General features: G+C 65.2%; 18 protein-coding genes, 1 tRNA gene and 1 other RNA gene. 4 read left to right on the top strand and 16 right to left on the bottom strand.

Annotated elements, in window-relative coordinates; genetic code table 11:
* Window positions 1-155 precede the first annotated feature (155 nt).
* The 4 genes from KHN93_RS08205 to rnr all read right to left on the bottom strand — a co-directional run bounded on the left by KHN93_RS08205 (window position 156) and on the right by rnr (window position 4454).
* Window positions 156-231, bottom strand: a non-coding RNA gene (locus KHN93_RS08205) — sX9 sRNA.
* A 67-nt stretch (window positions 232-298) separates the two neighbouring features.
* A complete protein-coding gene (rlmB, locus tag KHN93_RS08200) occupies window positions 299-1051 on the bottom strand; it encodes a 23S rRNA (guanosine(2251)-2'-O)-methyltransferase RlmB (protein WP_024940443.1) in 753 nt (250 codons plus the stop codon).
* A gap of 245 nt (window positions 1052-1296) precedes the next feature.
* Window positions 1297-1770 carry a GFA family protein gene (locus KHN93_RS08195; protein WP_104559147.1) on the bottom strand — a complete coding sequence of 158 codons (474 nt, stop codon included), beginning with the start codon at window positions 1768-1770 and terminating at the stop codon, window positions 1297-1299.
* Between the two features lie 137 nt (window positions 1771-1907).
* Window positions 1908-4454: a ribonuclease R gene (rnr, locus tag KHN93_RS08190; RefSeq protein WP_104559146.1), complete on the bottom strand. Its 2547-nt coding sequence runs from the start codon at window positions 4452-4454 to the stop codon at window positions 1908-1910.
* A gap of 121 nt (window positions 4455-4575) precedes the next feature.
* On the opposite strand from rnr, the gene KHN93_RS08185 reads away from it, so the two are divergent.
* A tRNA-Leu gene (locus tag KHN93_RS08185) sits at window positions 4576-4662 on the top strand.
* A gap of 230 nt (window positions 4663-4892) precedes the next feature.
* On the opposite strand, the gene KHN93_RS08180 is transcribed toward KHN93_RS08185, so the two are convergent.
* On the bottom strand, window positions 4893-6416 hold the full coding sequence (locus tag KHN93_RS08180) for a platelet-activating factor acetylhydrolase IB subunit (RefSeq protein ID WP_212579374.1): 1524 nt from the start codon (window positions 6414-6416) through the stop codon (window positions 4893-4895).
* Between the two features lie 329 nt (window positions 6417-6745).
* Window positions 6746-7864, bottom strand: a complete 1119-nt coding sequence (locus KHN93_RS08175) for an acyl-CoA dehydrogenase family protein (RefSeq protein ID WP_244812245.1) — start codon at window positions 7862-7864, stop codon at window positions 6746-6748.
* Window positions 7865-8016: 152 nt separating this feature from the next.
* On the opposite strand from KHN93_RS08175, the gene KHN93_RS08170 reads away from it, so the two are divergent.
* The 3 genes from KHN93_RS08170 to metH all read left to right on the top strand — a co-directional run bounded on the left by KHN93_RS08170 (window position 8017) and on the right by metH (window position 13056).
* Entirely contained in the window at window positions 8017-9012 is a 996-nt protein-coding gene (locus tag KHN93_RS08170) for an ArsR/SmtB family transcription factor (protein WP_181141780.1), read from the top strand.
* Window positions 9009-10148, top strand: coding sequence for a homocysteine S-methyltransferase family protein (locus KHN93_RS08165; protein WP_104559142.1), 1140 nt, complete (start codon window positions 9009-9011; stop codon window positions 10146-10148). Before KHN93_RS08170 ends, KHN93_RS08165 begins: the two co-directional genes overlap by 4 nt.
* A gap of 154 nt (window positions 10149-10302) precedes the next feature.
* Complete coding sequence (gene metH / locus KHN93_RS08160; RefSeq protein WP_104559141.1) at window positions 10303-13056, top strand: methionine synthase; 2754 nt, start codon at window positions 10303-10305, stop codon at window positions 13054-13056.
* Window positions 13057-13193: 137 nt separating this feature from the next.
* Here metH and KHN93_RS08155 read toward each other — a convergent pair whose 3' ends face one another.
* The 10 genes from KHN93_RS08155 to KHN93_RS08110 form a co-directional block, all read right to left on the bottom strand.
* The gene (locus KHN93_RS08155; RefSeq protein WP_039520523.1) at window positions 13194-14399 is read right to left on the bottom strand and encodes an AGE family epimerase/isomerase; all 1206 of its coding nucleotides are present in this window, start codon (window positions 14397-14399) and stop codon (window positions 13194-13196) included.
* Window positions 14396-15382, bottom strand: a complete 987-nt coding sequence (locus KHN93_RS08150; protein ID WP_181141779.1) for a carbohydrate kinase family protein — start codon at window positions 15380-15382, stop codon at window positions 14396-14398. Before KHN93_RS08150 ends, KHN93_RS08155 begins: the two co-directional genes overlap by 4 nt.
* The gene (fucP, locus tag KHN93_RS08145) at window positions 15379-16689 is read right to left on the bottom strand and encodes an L-fucose:H+ symporter permease (protein WP_039812780.1); all 1311 of its coding nucleotides are present in this window, start codon (window positions 16687-16689) and stop codon (window positions 15379-15381) included. The genes KHN93_RS08150 and fucP overlap by 4 nt, the downstream gene beginning before the upstream one ends.
* A 13-nt stretch (window positions 16690-16702) precedes the next feature.
* Window positions 16703-17875, bottom strand: a complete 1173-nt coding sequence (locus KHN93_RS08140; RefSeq protein WP_104559139.1) for a LacI family DNA-binding transcriptional regulator — start codon at window positions 17873-17875, stop codon at window positions 16703-16705.
* Between the two features lie 108 nt (window positions 17876-17983).
* Window positions 17984-18829 (bottom strand): transporter, encoded by an 846-nt coding sequence (locus tag KHN93_RS08135; RefSeq protein WP_212579373.1) that lies wholly within the window; start codon window positions 18827-18829, stop codon window positions 17984-17986.
* 135 nt (window positions 18830-18964) lie between these two features.
* Window positions 18965-21061 (bottom strand): acyltransferase family protein, encoded by a 2097-nt coding sequence (locus KHN93_RS08130; RefSeq protein ID WP_104559137.1) that lies wholly within the window; start codon window positions 21059-21061, stop codon window positions 18965-18967.
* 226 nt (window positions 21062-21287) lie between these two features.
* Window positions 21288-22025 carry a DUF2058 domain-containing protein gene (locus tag KHN93_RS08125; RefSeq protein ID WP_342344389.1) on the bottom strand — a complete coding sequence of 246 codons (738 nt, stop codon included), beginning with the start codon at window positions 22023-22025 and terminating at the stop codon, window positions 21288-21290.
* Between the two features lie 18 nt (window positions 22026-22043).
* On the bottom strand, window positions 22044-22280 hold the full coding sequence (locus KHN93_RS08120) for a SlyX family protein (protein WP_024939344.1): 237 nt from the start codon (window positions 22278-22280) through the stop codon (window positions 22044-22046).
* Window positions 22273-23622 carry a UDP-glucose dehydrogenase family protein gene (locus KHN93_RS08115; RefSeq protein ID WP_024939343.1) on the bottom strand — a complete coding sequence of 450 codons (1350 nt, stop codon included), beginning with the start codon at window positions 23620-23622 and terminating at the stop codon, window positions 22273-22275. Before KHN93_RS08115 ends, KHN93_RS08120 begins: the two co-directional genes overlap by 8 nt.
* Before the next feature lie 24 nt (window positions 23623-23646).
* On the bottom strand, window positions 23647-24618 hold the full coding sequence (locus tag KHN93_RS08110) for an FKBP-type peptidyl-prolyl cis-trans isomerase (RefSeq protein ID WP_016901531.1): 972 nt from the start codon (window positions 24616-24618) through the stop codon (window positions 23647-23649).
* Window positions 24619-24675: the final 57 nt, after the last annotated feature.

Genomic DNA, 24675 nt, shown 5'->3' with positions numbered 1-24675 from the left:
CGCGCCCGGCACTGCAGCGGCAAGCGCACCAGCGCCATGGTTTGCGCAGATCGGCCACTGCGTGGGTGCGCGGATCGAACCGCGCCGCACGCGCGATCTCGCCGTGCCGATCGACGTGCGCGGTTCGCCATTGGCACGCACGTGCGATGCAGAGTGGGTGGCAACACAGGGCGAACAGTCGCCAGCTGGATGCGGACGACGTGCAGCAAGCGCAGTGCACGGGTGGTGCATGCCGAGTCGGGGCATCGGCCGCGCCCGCGCCCACCTGGCGGTGAGCGCAGTCGTTTCGGTCGCCGCCTCAGGCGCCCAGGCGCTGGCGTACCGCTTCGAACAGGGTCACACCGGCGGCCACCGACACGTTGAGGCTTTCGATATCGCCCGGCATCGGGATCTTGACCAGGCCATCGCAATGCTCGCGGGTGAGACGACGCAGGCCGTCGGCTTCGCCACCGAGCACCAGCCCGACGTTGCCGCGCAGGTCCACGCTGTACAGCGACGCCTCGGCTTCGCCGGCCAGGCCATACAGCCACACGCCCTGCTTCTGCAGATCGCGCAGGCAACGCGCCAGATTGGTCACCGCGACCACCGGAATACGGTCGGCCGCACCGGCCGAGGTCTTGCGCACGGTCGCGTTGACCGTGGCCGACTTGTCCTTGGGAATGACCACCGCAGTGACGCCGGCCGCGGCCGCGCTGCGCAGGCATGCACCGAGATTGTGCGGGTCCTGCACGCCATCAAGGATCAGCAGCAAGGCACGTCCCTCGGCTGCGGTCACCAGCGCTTCGAGCTCGTTTTCGGCCCACAGCCGCGCTGCGGCATAGCGGGCGACCACGCCCTGGTGGCGCACCTGTCCACCGACGCCATCGAGTGCCTGGGTGTTGACCCGGCGCACGTCGATGCCCTTGCGGCGGGCCTGCTCTTCGATTTCGATCAGGCGCGGATTCTTGCTGCCGGCCTCGATCAAGACCTCGCGCACGTTGTCGGCGTCGTTCTCGACGGACGAGGCGACGGCGTTGACGCCGACGATCCACTGATTCTGCTTGCTGCTCATTGCGCCGGATACGAAGAGATAAAGGGGAATGGTAGGGCCTGCGGCCTGCCACGTCACGGCCGGAGCGCAGACGGCGCTGCCAGCACGGAGATCGCGTTGTTCCTGGGCCACGGCCAGAACCTCAGCACGCCGTACGGCCGATTGCGGGGATGGCGCTCGCACCATTGTGATGGTGCCGGCACCTGCACGCACCCGCTATCGCGCCCCCCCCCCTGCGATCTGCACTCACGCCTGCGGGCGCGGACTCACACTGGCCACTGCGCGGTATCGTGATCCGGATGCTGCCTTGACACCACATCGGCCAGAAACGCCAATGCGGCGACATCGTCCTCGGTGGTGCGCGCCGGCAGACAGGCCAATGCATCGACAAACGGCAGCTTGCGCTCCACCCCGTACTGGATTGCCGGAGGCAGCCGCTCGGGCGTATCGAACGCACCGGCAGCAATCGCCAGGCCGTCGGGCGCTTCGTAGGTCAGCGGCGTTCCACATTCGGCGCAGAAGCCACGCAACACCATCGATGAAGAGGCGAAGCGCTTCGGCTCGCCGCGTGTCCAGCTGAACTCGACACCGCGCACCGAAACCAACGGCGCATAGTAGGCACCGAAGGCTTTTTGACACATGCGGCAATGGCAGATCGAGGCGTCCGTCAGCCCGCCGCGCACGTGGAAACGCACGGCGCCGCACTGGCAGCCACCGCTGTACTCGATTGCTGCGTCCATCGTCGCCTCAAACCTTGAAAGTGGGCACCCAGCACGCGTTACGAGCGTCTGCCCGCAACGACCTGCAGCTCAATATCGGGCGATCCATGGCATCGCGAGCCGCCGTCGGACGGCGGCTCGCGGTCCTGCAGACGCGCTTAGTACTGCTTCTTCTTGCGCTTGGCCGGCTGAGCGCTCGGCGGCGGCGGCGGTTCGGGCGAATCGCCGCGATCCTCGGCCAGGCGGAAGTCGATCTTGCGTTCCTCCATGCTGGCCTTGAGTACCAGCACCCGCACCGGATCGCCCAGACGGAACGTGCGGCCACGGCGCTCGCCACTGAGCGTCTTGCGGATCGGATCGAACTGGTAATAGTCCTGCGGCAGCTGGGTGACATGCACCAGGCCGTTGACCTTGGACTGGGTCAACTCCACGAACAGGCCGAACCCGGTCACGCCGCTGATCACGCCATCGAACTGGCCGCCGACATGCTTTTCCATCCACGCGGCGCGATACCGCTCGTCGACTTCGCGTTCGGCTTCGTCGGCACGCCGACCACGCTCGGAACACTGCAGCGACAGGGCCGCCATCTGACGCGGGGTGTAGATGTATTTTTCCGGGCTGGCGCCGGTCAGGGCGTGCTTGATCGCGCGGTGCACCAGCAGGTCCGGGTAACGCCGGATCGGCGAGGTGAAGTGCGCATACGCCTCCAGCGCCAGACCGAAGTGACCATTGTTGTCCGGCGAATACACCGCCAGGCTCTGGCTGCGCAGCAGCACCGATTCCAGCAACGCCGCATCGGGGCGCGCGCGCACCTTCTTCAGCAACTTGGTGTAGTCGCCGGGGCGCACCTTGCTCCATGCCGGCAGGCTCAGCTGGAATTCCTTGAGGAACTCCAGCAGGTCTTCGTATTTACTCTCCGGCGGCCGTTCGTGCACGCGGTACGGCGCCGGCACATGCATGCTCAGCAGGTAACGCGCGGCCTCGACGTTGGCGGCGATCATGCATTCTTCGATCAGCTTGTGCGCATCGTTGCGCACCAGCATGCCGGCCTGGGTGACTTCGCCGGTGTTGTCGAGCACGAAGCGCACTTCGGAGGTTTCGAACTCGATTGCGCCACGCTGCGTGCGCGCCTTGGACAGCACGTTGTACAGCTGGTGCAGGCGCTGCACCTGCGGCAACAACGGGCCGATGAAGGCCTTGGTGTCGGCATCGTCTTCGCCCACCGCCTTCCAGACCTGGTTATAGGTCAGGCGCGCATGCGAGTTCATCACCGCTTCGTAGAAACGCGAACCGGTGACTTCGCCGTCGCGGCCCACCTGCATGTCGCAGACGAAGCACATGCGGTCGACCTTGGGCATCAGCGAGCAGATGCCGTTGGACAGGGTTTCCGGCAGCATCGGCACCACGAACCCCGGGAAATACACCGAGGTGGCGCGCTTTTGCGCTTCGTCGTCCAGCGGCGTGCCCGGACGCACATAGTTGGACACGTCGGCGATCGCCACCACCAGACGGAAACCGTCGATATTGGGCTCGCAATACACCGCGTCGTCGAAATCCTTGGCGTCTTCGCCGTCGATGGTGACCAGCGGCATCTGCCGCAGATCCACGCGCCCGCCGATCATCTGCGGCTCGACCACCAACGGCACTGCCGCGGCCTCGTCCAGCACTTCCTGCGGAAATTCGTGCGGCAGCTCATGGCCGTGGATGGCCATCTCCACCACCAGCGACGGGGTGAGCTTGTCACCGAGCACCGCGATGATCTTGCCGATCGCCGGGCGCCGCGCATCCGGCGGCGCGATCAGTTCGCACACCACCAACTGCCCTTCGCGCGCCTCGCCGATGCCATCCGGCGCGATCTGCACGTTGCGTTGCACGCGCTTGTCGTCCGGGTCGACATAGGCCACGCCATGCTCGTAGAAGAAGCGTCCGAGCATGCGCGACATACGGCGTTCGAGCACGCGGGCGATCGCACCTTCGCGACGGCCGCGGCGGTCGATGCCGGTGACGTTGGCCAGCGCACGATCGCCGTGCATGACCTTGCGCATTTCATAAGGCGGCAGGAACAGGTCGTCGCCACCTTCGTCCGGCTTGAGGAAACCGAAGCCTTCCGGATTGGCGATCACCACGCCGGCAATCAGGCTGGTCTGCTGCACCGGCGCGTAGCCGCCGCGACGGTTCTGCACCAGCTGCGCTTCGCGCACCATCGCCGCCAGGCGCTTGCCCAGCGCATCGATGCGGTCGCTGAGATTGAGTTTTTCGGCGATTTCCTCGGCGGTCTGCGGGCCATCGCAGGCGTCGAGCAACTGCAGGATGGCCTCGCGGCTGGCGATCGGCTCGGCGTAGCGCAGTGCTTCGCGATCGGCATGCGGATCCTTGAACTCCGCCGCCGGCGCGGACGCTTCGGTCGGCGCCTGCTGGAAGCGTTCCGGCGGCGGCGCCGGCGGACCACTCTTGCGCGGATGCGGTGCGCGTGGCGCCGGCGGCGTGGGCAGCGCTGGCGCTACCGGCAGCTCGGGCGAGGCGTTGGCGGCCTTGTCGGCAGCGCGCTTGTTGGCGGACTTGGTCGACGCACCGGCGGCAGCGCGGACCAGGAAGTCCGGCATCCAGCCCGGCAACTTCTGTTTTTCGGCGGTGGTGGACTCGCCCGGGCTGGTGGACTTGCGGCGACTGGGCCGATCGGAATCTGGGGTGTTTTTCTTTGTCATTGCTTACATGGTACCCCTTGCGGCCGCGCCATGGGCAGCAAGCCTCGCCCGGCCGGCCATCATTGCCGCTCGCCAGGCATTGACAAGCCCGCCGGGAGTCTGCAAAATTCGCGGCTCACCTGCCCAGGTGGCGGAATTGGTAGACGCACTAGCTTCAGGTGCTAGCGGGGGCAACTTCGTGGAGGTTCGAGTCCTCTTCTGGGCACCAGTTTAAAAAGACCTCCGAGCGATCGGGGGTCTTCTGGTTTCTGGGGTTTGGAAAGTTCTGACGGTGGCCGTGCGCCTGCGTTGCCGGCCGATGGCAGCCCGCCATTGATCGGCGGCCGGCGCTTCATTCCGATCACGCCATGACGCAGCAACCGTGCAACCGGATAGCCTGCTACACCACAGCAGCGCCCTCTTCGACGCCGCTGCCCTGACTCCGCAGCCCAGGACGGCTTATGGCGTTGCCGTGATGCCCGCCTCGCGCAGCGCCGTGGCCCAGATCGCATACCCGGTCTCACTGGGATGGGTGCCGTCGGGCATCAGCGCCTCGGGCAAGGTCCCGTCCGGCTGCAGCATCCGAGGGCCGATGTCGACCAGACGCACGGACGGATCCTTGCCATAACGCGCGACCAACAGCCGATTGGTCTCAGCAATGGGCGCGCGCTGCGCATCCCCGGCATGGCGGCCGCGCGGCATGATCGCCATCAGGATCAGCTGACTCCTGGGCAAACGGCGACGCACCTCGCTCACCACCGCCTCCACACCCTGCGCGGTCTCGGCCGGCGTGGCGGCGCGCGCTTGCGCGGTGCCGGTGAAGTTGTTGGTGCCGATATGCAGCACCACCCAGCGCGGATCCAGGCCGTCGAGCTCGCCCTGGCGGATGCGCCACAGCACGTTCTGGGTGCGGTCCCAGCCAAAGCCCAGATTCAGCACCGGGGCCCTGCCGTACAACCAGCTCCAGGACTCGGGGCCACTGACACGCGTGGCCTGCGGTGGGCCGGCCCAGAAGTGCGTGATCGAATCGCCGATCATCACCACCTCGGGCTTGAGGGTGCGCGCTGCGGCCAGCGCCGCATGGTGACGCGCATACCAGTCGTAGGAGTCCTGCTCCAGCCGGTCGACCGGAATCAGCGAGGTCGCAAAATCGCGGCCCAGCGCGGCAACCGGCTTGACCGGCGGCTCGCCGAGCAGGCGCGCCAGGGTCGGCTCGATCGCCTCGGCCAGCATGCGCTGGCCTTGCGTGTCCGGATGCAGGGCAGCGGCCGGCGGGCGGAAGCGGGTGTCGTAAAACAGCTCGGTGCGCAGCTTGCCGTCGCGCTGGAAGATCGACCCCACATCCAGATAGGTCACGCGTGGATTGTCGCCATAGCGCACCGCCAGGCCCTGGTTGATCTGCGCATCGCGGCGCGACTTCTCGCTGGAGATGTCGCTGGGCAGCACACCCACCAGCAAGATCTGCGTGCGCGGCAATTTCTGTTCGATCGCCGCCACCACCGCATCGATACCGAGCTGGGCCTGCTCCGCGGTCTGGCCGAGGTGGCCGGTGTTGTTGGTACCGATCAATACCAGCGCGACCTTGGGCTGCAGGCCATCGACCTCGCCATTGGCCAGCCGCCACAACACGTGTTCGGTGCCATCGCCGCTGAAGCCCAGATTGAGCGCGCCACGGCGGCCGTAGAAGGTCTGCCAGATCGGCTGAAAATCCTCGTCCGGTGCCTTGGCTTTCTCGTAGTTCTGGGTGATCGAATCGCCGATCAACAATAGAGGGGTGTCGGCGTGCTGATTCACCTGCTCCAGCACCTGCGCATGCCGCTGCGCCCACCAGGCTTCCTGCAGGCGGTCGGTGGGCACGATCGAGGGCGGCGGCGTTTGCGCGGTTGCCGCAGCGCAGACCAGCAACAGCGCCCAACAGACCAGCACCGGAACACGGGCGGACAACGAAAGGCGGGAAAACACAGCGTGCAAGGACCGGGGCATGCGCGCACCAGAGGCCAGAGAAGCTGCGATTGTGATCCGCGCGCGCCGCGCGCGACAAGGTCGGGCGCAACCATGTGCGATGTAGGGCTGTGACGTTGCTTGCGGTGTGCCGGCGCCAGGCCAATGACACGGCGCCGCTGCGATATCTGACCGCCCACGTCTGCGTAGGAGCGCGCTTGCGCGCGATGGGGCGTTATCGAGAACGCCGCTTCGCGCGCAAGCGCGCTCCTACATAGTGCGAGGCAATCGCCAGCGCCAAGGTGCCGGATCGACTGCTGCGCAGCTCGGGCCGATGGTGTCGACCGCAACGTACTGCCGGATCATGCTCTTCAGCGCAGGCCGGTCTCGCCACGGGCGATCACCAGGCGCTGGATTTCCGAGGTGCCCTCGTAGATTTCGGTGATCTTGGCGTCGCGGAAGTAACGCTCCAGCGGCATTTCCTTGGAATAGCCCATGCCGCCGTGGATCTGCACCGCCTGATGGGTGATCCACATCGCCGCTTCCGAGGCGGTGAGCTTGGCCACGGCCGCTTCGGTGCCGAACTTCTGGCCCTGCCCCTTCAACCAGGCCGCGCGCAGCGTCAGCAGCAGCGCCGCATCCAGCTTGCATTTCATGTCGGCGATCTTGGCCTGGGTCATCTGGAAGGTGCCGATGGCCGCACCGAAGGCCTTGCGCTCCTTGACGTAGGCCAGGGTCGCCTCATAGGCGGCACGCGCGATGCCGACCGCCTGCGACGCGATGCCGATGCGCCCGGCGTCGAGCACGCTCATCGCGGTCTTGAAGCCCTCGCCTTCCACGCCCAGCACTTCCTCGGGCTGGGCGATGTAATCGGCAAACTCGATCTCGCAGGTGGCCGAGGCACGGATGCCGAGCTTGGGCTCGGTCTTGCCGCGATGGAAGCCGGCGCGATCGGCGTCGACCATGAAAGCGGTAATGCCGCGCGAGCCCTTGTCTGGCTCGGTCACTGCAAACAACACGATGTACTTGGCGACCGGGCCGGAGGTGATCCAGCTCTTCTTGCCGTTGATCACGAAGCTGCCATCGGCCTGCTTGACCGCGCGGCAACGCATCGCCGAAGCATCCGAACCTGACTGCGGCTCGGTCAGTGCGAACGCGCCGATCTGCGCGCCTTCGGCGATCGCGCGCACGTACAGCTGTTTCTGCGCCTCGCTGCCGTTCTTCAGGATGCCGGTGCAAAACAGCGAGTTGTTGACCGACACGATGGTGGAATGCGCGCCGTCGGCGGCGGCGATCTCGATCATTGCCAGCGCATAGCTGATCGGGTCCATGCCGGCGCCACCGTACTCGGCCGGCACCTCGATGCCCATCAGGCCGTTTTCGCCGAGCAGGCGGATGTTCTCCAGCGGGAACTCGCCGCTGCGATCGAACTGCTCCGCGGTGGGGGCGATCTTTTCCTGGGCGATGCGGCGCGCCACATCCTGGATCATCAATTGTTCTTCGGTAAAGCTGAAATCCACGTCGCACCCCTCCAGGCCTAGGCTGAGCGCCCATTGTAGCCCCAACCATTCGCATGCGTATGTAGTTGACCCCACACCCTGCCCGGCCGAAAATATCTCCATATCGCGATATAGAGATATTCATGGATCTGGAAGACTGGTCGGCGCGCCTGAAGGTATTTGCCGACGCCACCCGCGTCCGCCTGCTGACCTTGCTAGAGCAGGAAGAACTCACCGTGGCCGAGCTGTCGGCGATCACCCGCCTGGCCCAGCCACGCGTGTCCACGCACCTGGCCAAGCTCAAGGAAGCTGGCCTGGTGCGCGACCGCCGCGCCGGCGTGTCGGCTTACTACCGTTTCGACGAAGTGTCGCTGGACCCGGCGCAGCGCGCCCTGTGGCTGGCATTGAGCACCGGCAGCGACGACCCGCTGCTGCGTCAGGACGCCGAGCGCGTGGCCGCAGTGCTGGCCAACCGCGCCGCCGACCAGAACTGGGCCGATTCGGTGGCCGGCGACATGGAACGGCACTATTCCCCGGGGCGCACCTGGGAGGCGCTGGCGCGCACCGCCCTGCCCTTGCTGGAAACCGGCGACGTGCTCGACATCGCCTCCGGCGACGGCGTGCTGGCCGAGCTGGTGGCGCCACATGCCACCCGCTACATCTGCATCGACACCAGCGCACGCGTGGTCGCCGCCGCCAGCGAGCGCCTGCGCAAGCTGCGCAATGTGGAAGTGCGCGAGGGTGACATGCATGCGTTGCCGTTTCCCGATGCCAGTTTCGATCTGGTAGTGCTGATGCATGCGCTCACCTATGCAGCCAAGCCGGCGCAGGCAGTGGCCGAATCCGCGCGCGTGCTGCGCCCCGGCGGCCGCCTGCTGCTGTGCAGCCTGGCCAAGCACGAACACCGCGCCGCAGTGCATGCCTATGGCCACGTCAATCTTGGCTTTGCTGCCAAGGAACTGCGCAGGTTTGCCGAGAAAGCCGGGCTGGACGTGTCCAGCCTGGAGACGGTGACGCGCGAGAAGCGCCCGCCGCATTTCGAGGTGATTTCATTGATTGCGGTGAAGCCGGCAATTGGGAGTCGGGAATCGGGAATCGTTGAAAGCAAAGGCACTGCTTCGCGGAGAGCTGAATCATGACGCAGGTATCCAATCCCCAATCTCCAATCCGGTTTGCATTGCCCTGGCTGCATCCCGAGCGCGCCGCCAAACTCACTGCCGCGCTCGCCGAACGCATCCTCATCATCGACGGCGCGATGGGCACGATGATCCAGCGCCACGATCTGCAGGAGCCCGACTATCGCGGCAGCCGCTTTGCCGACGGTTACGACAGTACACAGGTACACGTGCATGGCGCGGGCTGCGATCACGCACACGCACCGGAAGGCCACGACCTGAAAGGCAACAACGATCTGCTGTTGCTGTCGCGCCCGGAGATCATCGCCGGCATCCATCGCGCCTATCTGGACGCCGGTGCCGACCTGCTGGAAACCAATACCTTCAACGCCACCTCGGTGAGCCAGGCCGACTATCACCTGGAACATCTGGTGTACGAATTGAACAAGGCCGGCGCGCAGGTCGCGCGCGCCTGCTGCGACGAAGTCGAGGCGTTGACCCCGCATAAGCCGCGCTTCGTAATCGGCGTGCTCGGCCCCACCAGCCGCACCGCTTCGATCAGCCCGGACGTCAACGACCCCGGCTACCGCAACACCAGCTTCGACGCCTTGCGTGACACCTATCGCGAAGCCATCGACGGCCTGATCGACGGCGGTGCCGACACGCTGATGGTGGAAACCATCTTCGACACGCTCAACGCCAAGGCCGCGCTGTATGCCATCGAGGAAGTGTTCGAAGCGCGCGGCGGACGCCTGCCGGTGATGATCTCCGGCACCATCACCGATGCCTCCGGACGCACCTTGTCCGGCCAGACGGCCGAGGCGTTCTACGCCTCGGTCGCGCACGGGCGGCCGCTGTCGGTGGGCCTGAACTGCGCGCTCGGTGCCAAGGACCTGCGCCCGCATGTGGAAACGCTGGCGCAGATTGCCGACGCCTATGTCAGCGCGCATCCCAATGCCGGCCTGCCGAATGCCTTCGGCGAGTACGACGAAACCCCGGAAGAAATGGCCGAAACCCTGCGCGAATTTGCGCAGGCCGGTTTGCTCAATCTGGTCGGCGGCTGCTGCGGCACCTCACCGGATCACATCCGTGCGATCGCCGAAGCGGTCGCCGACCTGCCGCCGCGGCAATTGCCTGGCGCGCAGGAGCTGGCGGCGTGATGCAGAGCGATGACACTCATCCGTCCTTCGGGCACCTTCTTCCGCATGCGGGGGAAGCAAGCGTGCAGCGCCGGATGAGTGCAGACGACTGCGTCCCGTCACTTCCTTTTCCGATCCGGGCTAGCAACGCGGCCGCCCTTCTTCAGAGCATCGCATGAGCACTCCCCGCCACACCCGCCTGTCCGGCCTGGAACCGCTGGTCATCACCCCGGACCTATTGTTCGTCAACGTGGGCGAGCGCACCAACGTCACCGGCAGCGCGCAGTTCCGCAAGCTGATCAAGGAAGAGCGCTACGAAGAGGCGGTGGAGGTGGCGCGCCAGCAGGTCGCCAACGGTGCGCAGATCCTCGACGTCAACATGGACGAGGGCCTGATCGATTCGGAAAAGGCGATGACGCGTTTTCTCAACCTGATCATGTCCGAGCCGGATATCGCGCGCATCCCGGTGATGGTGGATTCCTCCAAGTGGAGCGTGATCGAAGCCGGCCTGAAATGCCTGCAAGGCAAGAGCGTGGTCAACTCGATCTCGCTCAAGGAAGGCGAGGCGCTGTTCATCGAACAGGCGCGCAAGGTGCTGCGCTATGGCGCTGCCGCGGTGGTGATGGCCTTCGACGAAGTGGGCCAGGCCGATACCTGCGCGCGCAAGGTCGAGATCTGCACGCGCGCCTACAAGGTGCTGACCGAGCAGGTGGGCTTTCCGCCGGAAGACATCATCTTCGACCCGAACATCTTTGCCGTGGCCACCGGCATCGAGGAGCACGACAACTACGCGGTGGACTTCATCGAAGCCACCCGGCAGATCAAACGCATGCTGCCGCACTGCCATGTTTCCGGTGGCGTTTCCAACGTGTCGTTCTCGTTCCGCGGCAACGAGATGGTGCGCCAGGCGATCCACTCGGTGTTCCTGTTCCATGCGATCAAGGCCGGCATGGACATGGGCATCGTCAACGCCGGCGGCATGCCGATCTACGACGAGCTGGACCCGGAGCTGCGCGAACGCGTGGAGGATGTGATCCTCAATCGGCGCAAGGACGGCACCGAACGCTTGCTGGAAATTGCAGAGCGCTACAAAGGCAGCAAGGGCGCGGCGAAAGTCGAAGACCTGGCCTGGCGCGAGAAGCCGGTGCGTGCGCGGCTGGCGCATGCGCTGGTGCACGGCATCGACGCATTCGTGGAAACCGATACCGAGGAAGCGCGCCAGCAGTCCACCCGCCCGCTGGACGTGATCGAAGGCCCGCTGATGGACGGCATGAACGTGGTCGGCGACCTGTTCGGTGCTGGCAAGATGTTCCTGCCGCAGGTGGTCAAGTCCGCGCGTGTGATGAAGAAGGCGGTGGCGTATCTGCTGCCCTTCATCGAAGCGGAAAAGCTGCGGACCGGCGATGTCGGCAAGTCCAACGGCAAGATCATCATGGCCACCGTCAAGGGCGATGTGCACGACATCGGCAAGAACATCGTCGGCGTGGTGCTGGCATGCAACAACTTCGACGTGGTGGACCTGGGCGTGATGGTCTCGGCGCAGGTGATACTGGACCGTGCACGCGCAGAGAATGCGGACCTGATCGGCTTGTCCGGCCTGATCACGCCGTCGCTGGAAGAGATGTCGCATGTCGCACGCGAGATGCAGCGGCAAGGCTTCGAGATTCCGCTATTGATCGGTGGCGCCACCACCTCGCGCGCGCACACCGCCTTGAAGATCGACCCGCACTACACCGCCCCCACCGTGTGGGTGAAAGATGCCTCGCGCGCGGTGGGCGTTGCGCAATCGCTGATCTCGCGCGACCTGCGCCAGGCCTTCGTCGCCGCCAACGATGCCGACTACGCAGAGATCCGCACGCGCCATCGCAACCGCGGCGACGCCAAACGCCTGGTGTCGCTGGAAAAGGCACGCGCACAGCGTTTCGACGGTGACTGGGACACTTACACACCACCCGCCCCGCGTCAGCCGGGCCTGCACGTGTTCGACGACTATCCGCTGCAGGAGTTGATCGAGCTGATCGACTGGACCCCGTTCTTCCAGGCCTGGGAACTGGCCGGCAAGTTCCCGGCGATCCTCAGCGACGAGGTGGTCGGCAGCCAGGCCAGCGAGTTGTACCGCGATGCACGCAAGATGCTGCGCACCATCGTCGCCGAAAAATGGCTGACCGCGAAGGCGGTGTTCGGGCTGTGGCCGGCCAATGCAGTCGGCGATGATGTTGTTGTGCTGACCGAGCCTGCGGAATCGGGAATCGGGAATCGGGAATCGCAAGGCGATGCATCGGCGCCCGACCATTCCCGATTCTCCATTCCCCATTCCCTGCACTTCCTGCGTCAGCAAGTCGACAAACCCGTCGACCGCCCCGACTTCTGCCTGGCCGATTTCATCGCGCCCAAGAGCAGCGGCAAGCAGGACTGGATCGGCGCGTTTGCAGTCACCGCCGGCATCGGCATCGAGCCGCATGTAGCGCGGTTCGAAGCCGCGCACGACGACTACAATGCGATTCTGCTCAAGGCCCTGGCCGACCGTCTGGCCGAGGCGCTGGCCGAGCGCCTGCATCAACGCGTGCGCACCGAATTCTGGGGCTATGTGGAGGATGAGACGCTGGACAACGAGGCGCTGATCGCCGAGCGCTATCGCGGCATTCGCCCGGCTCCGGGGTATCCCGCCTGCCCCGAGCACAGCGAAAAGCGCACCCTGTTCGACCTGCTCGATGCCGAGCGTCATACCACGATGACGCTGACCGAAAGTTTCGCGATGCTGCCCACCGCAGCGGTCTCCGGCTACTACTTCAGCCATCCCAAGAGCCAGTACTTCGTGGTCGGGCGCCTGGGCAAGGAACAGGTGGCCGACTACGCCAAACGCAAGGGCATTACCGTGGCATTGGCCGAACGTTGGCTGGCATCGAATCTGGATTACGACCCGGAATAAGGGCAGCTGCAGACCGCAGATATCGTAGGAGCGCACCCGGGCGCGACGAGGCTTTACCGGTAAAGCCTCGTCGCGCCCGGATGCGCTCCTACGCGGCGCCGACGCATTGCGCGGCGGCGCCCTTGATCACGCCAGCATCAAGCAGCCGGCCGCAACACGTTCAAGACCTCGTAGCACGCGCCCATGGTGTGGTAATCGGTCTTGCCGGCGGGGCTCTTTTCGTCGCTGTACTTGCGGTTGTCCGCATCCAGAATGCGGTACCACGCACCATAGCGGTGGTCGATCATGTGCTCCCAGGAATACGCCCAGAGCTTGTCGTACCACTGCCAGTAGCGCGGCTCGCCGCTGCGCTGCGCCAGCAACGCCGCCGCCGCCAGCGATTCGGCCTGCACCCAGAAGTATTTGTCGTCGTCGCAGACCTTGCCGTCCGGATCGAAGCCGTAATACAGCCCGCCACGCTGCGCATCCCAGGAGCGCTCCACCGCCACATCGAACAGATGTTGCGCGGTCGGCAACAACCAGTCGGTCGGTGCGTAGCGATCCAGCAGCATCAGCAGCTTGGCCCATTCCGTCTGATGGCCCGGCTGGAAACCCCAGGGGCGGAACAGGTGCTTGGGATTGTCGCGGTTGTAGTCCCAGTCGATGTTCCACTGCAGATCGTAGTGTTCCCACACCAGGCCATCGGCCTTGGCCGCCTGACGCCGGGTCATGGTGTCGGCCAGCGACAGCGCACGATCCAGATAGCGTTGCTCGCCACTGGCTTCGTACGCGGCGATCATCGCCTCGCACATGTGCATATTGGCGTTCTGGCCGCGGTAGCTGGTGAAGTTGAACTGCGCATCGGCTTCGTCGCGGTACAGGCCGAATTCCGGCTCCCAGAAGTGCTTTTCCAGCAGCTGCCAGGTCTCGTCCATCCATGCGCGCGCCTCCTCGATGCCCGCCTTCAGGCCGCACGAATACGCCAGCAGCACGAAGGCCACGCCGTAGCAGTGATTCATGTCGTCTTCGACCACGCCATCACGCAAGGTCCATGCGTAACCGCCGGTGGCCGGATTGCGATGCACGTTGCGCAGATAGTCCAGGCCGTGACGCACCGCCTGCAGGTACTGCGCATCCCCGAATTCGCGATACGCCATCGCGTAATTGAAGACGAAGCGCGTGCTGCTGACCAGATGCCGATGCCCGGCATCGTAGATCGAACCATCGTCGCGGAAATACTGGAAAAATCCGCCCGCCGGGTCGATCGCGCGCGGGTGGTAGAACGCCATGGTGTCGGCGATATGCTGACGCAGTACATCGGCCGAACGGAAATCGGGTGCGGGGCTCGCAGGCAAACGGCTCATGATTGTTCCTGGATCAGGGAATGGACTTCATCGACGCTCGGCATGGCCGCAAACGCGCCCTTGCGCGTTACCGCGAGCGCGCCGACCGCCGCGGCAAAACGGATCACCTCGGTGATCGCAGCGGCATCGCCGGACAGCTGCTCCAGCGTGGATGCACGCGTCGCCAGCTGAAACAGCAAGCCACCGACGAACGCATCGCCCGCCGCCGTGCTGTCGCGCACCTGCACGCGGAAGGCCGGCACCTGACCCGAATCGGTGCGTGTCTGCCAGTGCACCGGGCCACCACCGTCGGTGACCAGCAACCAACTGGCCTGGCCCTGCCAGAGCTTGCGGGTGACCGCGCTGGCGTCGCCATCGAGCGTGCCGGCCAGGTAATCGAGTTCTTCGCGCGAGAGCTTGACCACATTGGCCAGCGCCAATGCCTCCCACAGCAGTGCAGCCGGGTCCACGTCCTGCGGCCACAGCATCGGGCGCAGGTTGAGATCCAGGCTGACGATGGCGCCATCGGCGCGTGCGCGGCGCATGCCGTCCAGCGTGCATTGCGCGATCGCAGGCTCGGTCATGCTGTTGGAACACACATGCAGCACGGCAGCCTGCGTGAAGCCGTCCGCAGCGAAATGCTCCGGCCGGAACAGCAGATCCGCCGCAGGCGGACGATAGAAACTGAAACTGCGTTCGCCGGCTTCATCCAACGCCACGAAGGCCAGCGCGGTCTTCGCCTCATCGGTGCGTACGATGCCATCGGTGGCGACGCCGGCCTGCTGCAGGCTCTGCAGCAGAAAATCGCCGAACATGTCGCGCCCCAGCATGCCGACGAAATGCGCTGCGCCGCCCAGGCGCGCCACCGCGACCGCGACATTGGCCGGCGCACCGCCGGCGTATTGCGCAAACGTGCGTGCCTCATCCGGACCGGCCTGCGGCAGTGCCAGCATGTCGATCAAGGCCTCGCCAAAACACACCACCCGGTTCTTCAAGGCACTCATGCGCGCGCCTCCGCCAGTGCGCCGCGCAGACGCGAGCCCCAGATGCCGTAGAACACGATGTACAGGTAGCACACCAGCGGCAACACGAACGACTCGTGCAGACCGATGCTGTCGGCCAGCAGACCTTGCAGATACGGCACGATGGCGCCGCCGACAATGGCCATGATCAACAGGCTCGAGGCGCGGCCGGTCAGCGGACCAAGCCGCTCGATGCCGAGCGTAAAGATGGTCGGGAACATGATCGAATTGAACAGGCCGATCGCCACCAGCGCATACACCGCCAGCATGCCGCCGCTGGCCATGGTCAGGCCCAGCAGCAGTGCGTTGATCCCGGCAAACACCGACAACAGCACGCGCGGCGACAACTTGGCCAGCAAGGCCGAACCGATGAAGCGGCCGATCATCGCCAGCGTCCAGTACGCCGACACGTAGTGGGTCGCCTCGCGCTCGGTGAACCCGCCGATCTGCGGCAACGAGAAATAGTTGACCATCAGGCTGCCGATCGCCACTTCCGCACCGACATAGAAGAAGATCGCCAATACACCGAAGCGCACGTGCGGGTGCGCCAGGGCATCCAGCAGCGAATGCCTGCTTTCATCCTTCTGCGCGCCCGCATCGGTCAGGGCCGGCAGACGGAACAGGAACACGAAGATCGCCAGCAGAAACAGCACGATGCCCAAACCGATGTACGGCCCCTGCACGGCCTGCGCTTCCTGCACGCGATAGGCCAGTTGCTCGGCTTCCGGCAGCACCTTGAGCTGGTCGCCGCTCATCACCGTGTTGGACAGGATCAGCCAGCCACCGAACAACGGCGCGATCGCGGTCCCCAGCGAATTGAGCGCCTGCGCCAGGGTCAAGCGGCTGGACGCACTGCGCTCCGGACCCAGCAGCGCGACATACGGGTTGGCCGCCACCTGCAGGATGGTGATGCCGGTGGCCAGCACGAACAGCGCGCCGAGAAATGCGCCGTACACGCGCAATTCCGCCGCAGGCCAGAAGCCCAGCGCACCGACCGCGGCAACCGCCAGCCCGGCCACGATGCCTTGCTTGTAGCCAAGCCTGGCCACCAGCCAACCGGCCGGCAGCGACATCAGGAAGTACGCGCCGAAGAAGGTGAACTGCACCAGCATCGCCTGCGCGAAGTTGAGTTCGAATACCGCCTTCAGATGCGGGATCAGGATGTCGTTGAGGCAGGTGAGAAAGCCCCACATGAAGAAGATCGTGGTGACGACCGACAACGCAACGCCGTTGTTGACGGGCGCCTTGTTGCCGCTAGGCACTGTGGACTGCGTGGAAAGGGAAACCATAGGAATTGCCTGGTCAGCGGCCTGAGGCCTTGGTGGGGGAATGGGCGGGGGAATCGCTGGGGGAGTGAAGCGGAATCACGGAGCTCAACGCGCTGGCGCTGCTGGCACGGATCTTCAATTCGACTGCGGCGGTCAGGCGCTGCGATGCAAGGGCGGGACTCCCGATACGCTGCAACACCAATTGCGCAGCCTGGCGCCCGCGCGCGCGCGGATCTGCGGCCAGCGTAGTCAGCGCGGGCGTAAACAACGCGGCTTCGGCGATATCGTCGAAACCGGTCACCGCGAAGTCGCGCCCCGGCACGATGCCATGCATCGCCAGCGCCGCCATCAGGCCCAACGCGACGCTATCGTTGTAGCAGACCGCCGCAGTTGCGCGATCGTGCGCGGTGCTACCCAACATGCGACCGGCGCACAGCGCAGCATCCTGCCGGTTCGGTGCGGATTCAACGTAATGCACGGCCAGACCGGCATCGGCCATCGCGCGCGCGTAACCGGCGCGGCGTTGCCGGCAGGAACTGGATTCGGCATGACCACCGAAGAACACGATGCGCCGATGGCCTTGCGCGATCAGATGCGCGCAGGCAAGCAACGCGCCCTGCTCGTTGTCCAGTGCCAGCAGATCCCAGCCAGCGCCCTCCACTTCGCGGTTGAACAACACCACGTTGTGTTGTCGTCCCAGCACCTGGGTCAGCGCCTGTGCCTGGCTGCCTTCGGCCGGCGACAGGATGATGCCGGCTGGAGTGTGCTCCATCAACGAGGTCAGCACCGCCTGCTGGCGCTGCGTCGATTCGCCGGTACTGCCGAGCAGGGTCACATAACCGGCCGCGCCCAGCGCTTCGTCAACGCCTGCGGCGAATTCGGCAAAGAACGGGTTGGACAGATCGTTGATGACCAGCGCGATGCTGGATGAGGTGCGGCAGCGCAGATTGGCCGCAGCACGGTTGTAGACGTAGTGCTGCCGATCCAGTTCTGCCTCCACGCGCGCGCGCGTGGTCGCATGCACCAGCGGGCTACCGCGCAGCACCAACGACACCGTCGCGCGCGATACGCCGATGGCACTGGCGATATCGCGTAGGGTCACCGCCCCGCGTCCGCTGCGGCGCGCGTCGCCGTGCTCCGAAGCGGAGGGCGCCGGTTTGGCACGCGTCACGTTGCCGGCCTTGCAATGGGAGAAGTGCGCATGCATCTGGCGTCGATTGGATCGATCCAATTAGGCCTTTTCCGGGCACTCAATGCATGCGGCAGTGCAACATAGACAGCGGCCGCGACGTCGCCGCCGCCTTCCATTATCCCATCACTGAAAGGCAATCGACAGGCCGATCCCGCCCTGCCAGTCCGGGCTCTCCGAGGTCAGCCCGCGCAGCACCGAGACATCCAGTTGCATCGCGTGCGGCAGCTGCCAGGCACCGCCGGCGCCGGCCACACGCGAATGCTCGCTGCCGGTATCGAAACCTGCCTCGACATAACTGCTGAAACGCTCGCCGGAAAAGAACGTGTAGTTGGGCGAGAAGGTCCAGGTATGCCCGTCGCTGTCGCGCGCATAGTTGACGTATAGCGCCAGTGCGCGCTGCTGGGCCAGATCCCAGGACGCGGTCACGCCCAGTTCGCGCGCGTAGCCATCACTGAAGGCAGGGCTACCGGTCGGCACGCTGTAGCTGCCGAGCGCGGCCCAATGAAAGCTATCCGACTGCGACGGCAATGCCACCTTCAGGCCGATATGGCTATCGCCTCCGCCACGCACATGCGCACCGCCGCTGTGCTGCCAATTGTAGCTGTCGCTGCCGACCTGCAGTTCCACGTTCTGGAACAAGCCAAGGCGCAGCACCGTATCGGCGGTGTACTGCGTGATTCGCTGCCCGTCGCTGCGATCGGTACTCGCATCCGGCAGCCCCTGCTCCCAGGCGAACACACCCGGCTGCAGCACCTCGGCGGCAAACGGAATGCCGGGACGGTCAAACGCGGGCGCATCCTCCGTCTGTGCAGCGGCCTGCCCACTCATCCCGCATAACGCAAGCATGGCAGCGGCCAACACCGTGGCGCGCGTCGCCTGCAAACCCGAAGCGCCACGCGCGGTGGACGCAACCGACGCAATGGCACGGGACTTCAACTCTTTCGACAACATGGACATACGCAGCACCATCTGCAGGAGTGGGCAGCGACGCAGTGGGCACCATGCCCGGCTGCGTCGACAGTAACGCGGCGATGGTGCCGCGCGCGCCGTGACCGGCCCGTGTATCGCCAGCGGCACGTCAACCTTTCCTGAGCAGCCGGTCCTTTATTGAGCCACCGATGCCGACTCTGGCAAGCCACGCAGATGCGCCGCGAAACCCGGCAGCAGCACACGGTTGCCATACCCGCTCAAGTGATCGGCATCGAAGAACAGCGGCCGGCCCTGCTGTGTCGGCGCGCACACCTGCGCATCGCACAGCGACGGCAGCGGGTCCCAGATGCTGGCGCCCCCTAGCCCGGCTGCGATGCGACGCAATCCATCAAGTGCCGGCGCGCGATAGTCTTCCATCGCCTTGCGCTCGATCTGCATGCCGTTGGCACAGATCGCATTGCCACGATTGAACCAGTCCGAACATCGGTAAGGCGGTGCCCTGAGCACCGGTTTGGGCGCTTCGAACACAACCAGAACGCCCCGCGCCTGCACCGGTGCCAGCAATGCGATCGTCGCCGCCACCGTCGCATCGCGTTCGCGCCGTGCCGGCTCGCTCTGCAGCGTGGCGATATTGCCGTGCAGGTCGAACAACACGTCCTGCTCGGCCAGCCGCGGCACCCGCAAACCAGGCAGGAACAGCACATCGCCCGCACGCGCCCTGCCCGCCACGTCCTCCAGCGCCGGCCGCAGGAACGCGTCGCAACCTGCGCCCTGACCGCCCGGTTGCATCGATGCAACCGCACACCCGGCCACGCCATACATGCGCACGCTGCCGCCTTCCAGCAACGGAAAACGCCGCAGCATTTCGTTGTAGGCCAGCGCATGCGAATCGCCGATCACAAAGACCTGGCGCTGGCTGGCCGCAGGACGCGAACACTGCCCGCGCGCGAAGATGCGCACCGGCTGACCGCCCACCGATGCGTTGCTGGCGATCAGGCGGCAGTCCGGCAGCTCCTTGCGCAAGCCGCGCGCATACGCATACCAATCCAGCGGGTGGCGGCTGACCACACTCAACGAGGTATACGGCGTCGACTTGATCACTGCCGATTGCACGCCGAAGGCCAGCACCAACGCAGCGAGGCCGGCCATCACCACGCGCACGTTCGACCAGCCACCCAGACGCCGATTGCGCCAAGGCAGTTCCACCCAGCGATATGACGCCGCCGCGCAAACGACCGTCAGCACCAGCGCCAGCAGCTTGGCCGCCACCGCATCCAGCCCGATCGTCCAGCGCAGCAGCACCAGCACCGGCCAGTGCCACAGATACAGCGAATACGAGATGCGCCCGATCGCCGCCACCGGCCTGGCGGACAACACGCGCCCGATCCAGCCCTCGCTGTGCCGATGCAGCAACGCCAGCACCACCAGCGTGCCAACCACCGGCCACAGGCCATCGCTCCAGGGCGAATGCCCAGGCCGCGCATTCCACAGTCCGTTGCCGATGCCTGCCAAGGCCAACAGCAACAGCACTGCGCGCAACGGTGCAGGCAGGCCGATGCCTGCTGCGAACACACGCTGCCCGTCGCGGCGGCGCAGCAGTGCCATCAGCTGAAACAACACCACGCCGGCACCCAGTTGCCAAAAGCGTGCGGTGGTCAGATAGAACGAAGTGACCTCGTGTCCCGGCACCTGCGTGCGCTGCCAGGCATAGCCCAGCGAGGCCGCGCTGGCGAGCGCGAACAGGCCCAGCGACCAGGCACGTCCGGCACCGCCACGCATCCAGGCCAGGAACATCCACGGAAACAGCAGATAGAACTGCTCCTCCACGCCCAGCGACCAGGTCTGCGTATACGGATTGAACTCGGCACGCGGCGAGAAATAATCCTGACCGACGCTGGCCAACACCCAGTTGCTCAGCCCGAACAAGGCCATGCGTCCGGTCTTGGTGCTGGCTTCGCTCAGCCACGACTCGGGAATGAACAAGGTCGAAAACAGCGCGGTGACCAGCACGCAGACCAGCAAGGCCGGTGCGATACGCCGCAAGCGGCGCGCATAAAACCGCGCCAACTCGGCGGCCACCGCAATGCGCGGCAATCGATCGACAGACGCACTGACCACAAACCCCGAGATAACGAAAAATATATCGACGCCGGTGAAACCACCGGGCAACCAACTGGCGTCCAGGTGATAGGCGATGACCGACAGCACCGCCAATGCACGCAATCCGTCGATATGCGCGAAGTAAGCATTCCCTGTCGCCGAGCGCGTCATCCTGATCCTTGAAATTTCGTCACTTGCACACAAGCGGCCGACCCCATCGCGAGCGGCCGACCCGCGCACTCTAAAACGCGTACGGGCCGGCATGCAGGAGAACTACATCTCCCGCCTTGACGCATCGACCGCATCCACCGGCGGCTACGCAATCGGGTTGACCGCCACTCAACAGATGGGCACCCATCAGGTGCCCATGTGCCAACACAAAACCATCTACGCAGCCTTACCAGACCAGGTCGTCGGGCACCTGATACTGGGGATCGGCATACGGGTCTTCGCCTGCCGGTGCATTCGGGTCCACCTTCAGTGCCACCGATGGCGCGAATACCGCTTCGGCTTCGGCCAGGACCTCGGCAGTTACCAATAGGTAACGACCGTTGAGCTGCAGCACGCCGAGCTCGCCGGCGTTGAGCGCCTTGAGCTGATCGGCAGTCACGTAGATACGCTTGATCTTGCCGCCATACGGGAAATGCCGGGCGATATCCGCATCGGCATGATTGAGCCCCTTGTCCTTGAGCAGCTCTTCGAGCTTGGCCTTGGCCTCGCGACGCAGGCGTGCTTCTTCCTGCTTCAGCCGCTCGGCTTCGATACGCTCGTCCTTCTCGCGTTGCGCGCGAATCGCATAGGCCTTGGCCAGGTCGATGTCCTCACGCGTGCGTGCCGGCCTGGGTCCGCGGCGGTCGGCCGTGGACTGCGGCGGACGTTGCGATCCTGCCGGCTTGCCATCGTTGCGACGCTCCGGCCTGCCGTCATTCTTGCGCTCGCCCCTGCCGTCGGTCGCCGCAGCGGCATGCGGCCGCTGCGGTCCCCTGCCCTGGCCGCCCGGCTTGTTGCCGCCGGGCGCAGGCCTGCCACCGTTGCCATGTTGACGCGCGGCAGGCCGTGCGTCGGGTTTGCGTTCGGGCTTGGGCGCGGACTTGAAGCCCAACCCAAGCAACTGGTCACGTAAGGTATCGCTCATGGCGGTGGCAATCTGCAATCAATAATGCGGAGGCGGCGGTTCATCCGCTGCGTCGGCAAACAACGTGGAGCGCACCTTGCCCAGATCCTCGAGCAGGTGGCGGATCAGTTCGGCATTGCGGGCGCCCGTCAAACGGGCGTCCGCAAGTGCTTCACTCAGTTCATTGAGCGCCTGCTCCTGAAAGGACAGGCGCGTTTCCAGTTCAACCAACCGCGCGTCCAGTTCCTGGTCGCGCGGCGAGAGTTGCTCATGCATGCAACGAACGGCCTCGTCCGATGGCGTAGTAGGCCAGACCTGCGGCTTCGATTTCCTGCGGGTCGTAAAGGTTGCGGCCGTCGAACACGACGTCGTCCTTCAAGGCCTGCTTGATCTTGCCGAAATCCGGGCTGCGGAACTGCTTCCACTCGGTGACCACGACCAGGGCGTCGGCGCCTTCCAATGCGGCAAATGCCTCGTCGCAGAAAGTCAGGTCGTCCCGCTCGCCGAAAATGCGCTTGGCTTCATGGGTCGCTTCCGGGTCGTAGGCACGCACGGTGGCACCGGCTTCCCACAACTGCTCCATCAAACGGCGGCTGGACGCGGCACGCATGTCGTCGGTATTGGGCTTGAACGCCAGGCCCCACACCGCGAAGGTCTTGCCGGCAATGCTGCCGGTGCCTTCGGCGCCGTAATGCCGCTGCACCAGTTCGAACAGGTGCCCCTTCTGCGCGTTGTTGACGCTTTCCACCGCGTTGAGCAGGGTCGGCTCCATGCCGTACTGTTCAGCGGTCTTGGCCAGTGCCTGCACATCCTTCGGGAAGCACGAGCCGCCATAGCCGGCGCCGGGGTAGATGAAGTGCCAGCCGATGCGCGGATCCGAACCGATCCCGTTCCGCACGTGCTCGACGTCCGCACCGACGCGCTCGGCAATATTGGCGATCTCGTTCATGAAACTGATCTTGGTCGCCAGCATTGCGTTGGCCGCGTACTTGGTCAGCTCGGCCGAACGCACGTCCATCTCCACGATGCGGTCGCGGTTGCGGTTGAACGGCGCATATAGACGACGCATGCGGGCGATGGCCGCCGGCTTCTTGGCGCCGATCACGATGCGATCCGGACGCATGCAGTCGGCCACGGCGTCGCCTTCCTTGAGGAACTCGGGGTTGGAGACCACATCGAACTCATGGTCCACGCCGCGTGCGTCCAGCTCTTCCTGGATCGCCACGCGCACCTTGTCGGCGGTGCCGACCGGCACGGTGGACTTGTTGACGACCACCGAGGGGCCATCGATATGGCGACCGACGGTACGCGCAACCGCCAGCACGTACTGCAGGTCGGCACTGCCATCCTCGTCCGGCGGCGTGCCCACGGCGATGAAGGTGATTTCGCCGTGCGCAATCGCCTCGGCCGCATCGGTGGTGAAGCGCAACCGGCCAGAGGCGTGGTTGGCTTTCACCATCGGCTCCAGGCCGGGTTCATAGATGGGAATCACCCCACGATTGAGACCATCAACTTTCGCCTGGTCGATATCCACGCAGATAACGTGATGACCTACTTCCGCCAGACAGGTACCGGTGACAAGACCAACATAGCCGGTACCAAAGATCGCAACTCGCATGGGTGGGGGTACTCCTGTGGGGGATCAGGGAAGGATACCCATCAGTTCGACATCGAACGTCAACGTTGCGTCTGGTCCGATCGGCCCCCCCTGCGTGCCGTTCGGGCCATAGGCCAAGTTGGATGGAATCCAGAAACGGTATTTCGAACCGACCGGCATCAACGCGACGCCCTCGGTCCAACCTGCAATGACTTGATTCAGACCGAACTCCGCCGGCTGGCCGCGCTGGTAGGAGCTGTCGAACACCTGCCCGTTGAGCAGCTTGCCTTCGTAGTTCACGCGCACCGTGTTGGTGGGCATCGGACGCTCGCCGCTGCCCTGGCGCAGCACCATGTACTGCAGGCCCGATGCGGTGGTGATCACGCCCTTTTCGGTCTTGTTCTTGGCCAGGAATGCATTGCCTTCCTCGCGATTCTTGGCACCGGCAGCACCCTGCTTGGCAGAGGCGAACGCCTGCATGGTGGCAGCGGCTTCCTGCTGGGTCAGACGCGTGGTGCCCTTGGCGAACACGGTGCGCACCGCTTCCATCAGGATCGACAGGTCGATCTCGTCCTTGATGCCGGCCAGCGACGGACCAACCGCGCGATCGCCCAGCATCAGGCCGACATTTTCCTTGGACGGCGCGGCCGGCGCGCTACCCGGCGCCATGCCCGGGACCTGCTGGCCGTTACGCGCCGCCAGCGCGGTGCGCAGTGCGGTGTCGGTGGCCTGGGTCTGCTCGTCGGACAACAGCGGCTTGCCGCCCTTGAATGCATTCTCGATGGCGCGTTGCAGTGCGCTCACATCGATGTCCTGGGCAATCGGCTCGAACGAACGTGCCACGTCCATACCGATGGCGTAGCTGACGTTGTCGCGCGTGCTCTTCTCAGACGATGCATTCAAAACTGGCTTCTCCTTGGTGGCCGCTGCGGCCGGTTGCTGCGACATCGCCGGCATCGATGCCGACAGTGCCACCATCAGTAGCGACGCCGCCGCGCCGCGCTTTCCCATCTTCATTCGATGCACTTCCCGAAAGTGAAAAGACACGCCGACGCCGGCGCTGAATGCGCATTG

It is taken from the genome of Xanthomonas arboricola pv. juglandis, assembly GCF_905367715.1.
Classification (GTDB): domain Bacteria; phylum Pseudomonadota; class Gammaproteobacteria; order Xanthomonadales; family Xanthomonadaceae; genus Xanthomonas; species Xanthomonas arboricola.
This window is presented reverse-complemented; position numbering and strand designations above follow the sequence as displayed.

Excerpts from the sequence above, each read along its gene's own strand:
- rlmB (WP_024940443.1), bottom strand. The coding sequence starts at position 1,051 with ATGAGCAGCAAGCAGAATCAGTGGATCGTCGGCGTCAACGCCGTCGCC.
- KHN93_RS08195 (WP_104559147.1), bottom strand. The coding sequence starts at position 1,770 with ATGGACGCAGCAATCGAGTACAGCGGTGGCTGCCAGTGCGGCGCCGTG.
- rnr (WP_104559146.1), bottom strand. The coding sequence starts at position 4,454 with ATGACAAAGAAAAACACCCCAGATTCCGATCGGCCCAGTCGCCGCAAG.
- KHN93_RS08180 (WP_212579374.1), bottom strand. The coding sequence starts at position 6,416 with ATGCCCCGGTCCTTGCACGCTGTGTTTTCCCGCCTTTCGTTGTCCGCC.
- KHN93_RS08175 (WP_244812245.1), bottom strand. The coding sequence starts at position 7,864 with ATGATCCAGGATGTGGCGCGCCGCATCGCCCAGGAAAAGATCGCCCCC.
- KHN93_RS08170 (WP_181141780.1), top strand. The coding sequence starts at position 8,017 with ATGGATCTGGAAGACTGGTCGGCGCGCCTGAAGGTATTTGCCGACGCC.
- KHN93_RS08165 (WP_104559142.1), top strand. The coding sequence starts at position 9,009 with ATGACGCAGGTATCCAATCCCCAATCTCCAATCCGGTTTGCATTGCCC.
- metH (WP_104559141.1), top strand. The coding sequence starts at position 10,303 with ATGAGCACTCCCCGCCACACCCGCCTGTCCGGCCTGGAACCGCTGGTC.
- KHN93_RS08155 (WP_039520523.1), bottom strand. The coding sequence starts at position 14,399 with ATGAGCCGTTTGCCTGCGAGCCCCGCACCCGATTTCCGTTCGGCCGAT.
- KHN93_RS08150 (WP_181141779.1), bottom strand. The coding sequence starts at position 15,382 with ATGAGTGCCTTGAAGAACCGGGTGGTGTGTTTTGGCGAGGCCTTGATC.
- fucP (WP_039812780.1), bottom strand. The coding sequence starts at position 16,689 with ATGGTTTCCCTTTCCACGCAGTCCACAGTGCCTAGCGGCAACAAGGCG.
- KHN93_RS08140 (WP_104559139.1), bottom strand. The coding sequence starts at position 17,875 with ATGCATGCGCACTTCTCCCATTGCAAGGCCGGCAACGTGACGCGTGCC.
- KHN93_RS08135 (WP_212579373.1), bottom strand. The coding sequence starts at position 18,829 with ATGGTGCTGCGTATGTCCATGTTGTCGAAAGAGTTGAAGTCCCGTGCC.
- KHN93_RS08130 (WP_104559137.1), bottom strand. The coding sequence starts at position 21,061 with ATGACGCGCTCGGCGACAGGGAATGCTTACTTCGCGCATATCGACGGA.
- KHN93_RS08125 (WP_342344389.1), bottom strand. The coding sequence starts at position 22,025 with ATGAGCGATACCTTACGTGACCAGTTGCTTGGGTTGGGCTTCAAGTCC.
- KHN93_RS08120 (WP_024939344.1), bottom strand. The coding sequence starts at position 22,280 with ATGCATGAGCAACTCTCGCCGCGCGACCAGGAACTGGACGCGCGGTTG.
- KHN93_RS08115 (WP_024939343.1), bottom strand. The coding sequence starts at position 23,622 with ATGCGAGTTGCGATCTTTGGTACCGGCTATGTTGGTCTTGTCACCGGT.
- KHN93_RS08110 (WP_016901531.1), bottom strand. The coding sequence starts at position 24,618 with ATGAAGATGGGAAAGCGCGGCGCGGCGGCGTCGCTACTGATGGTGGCA.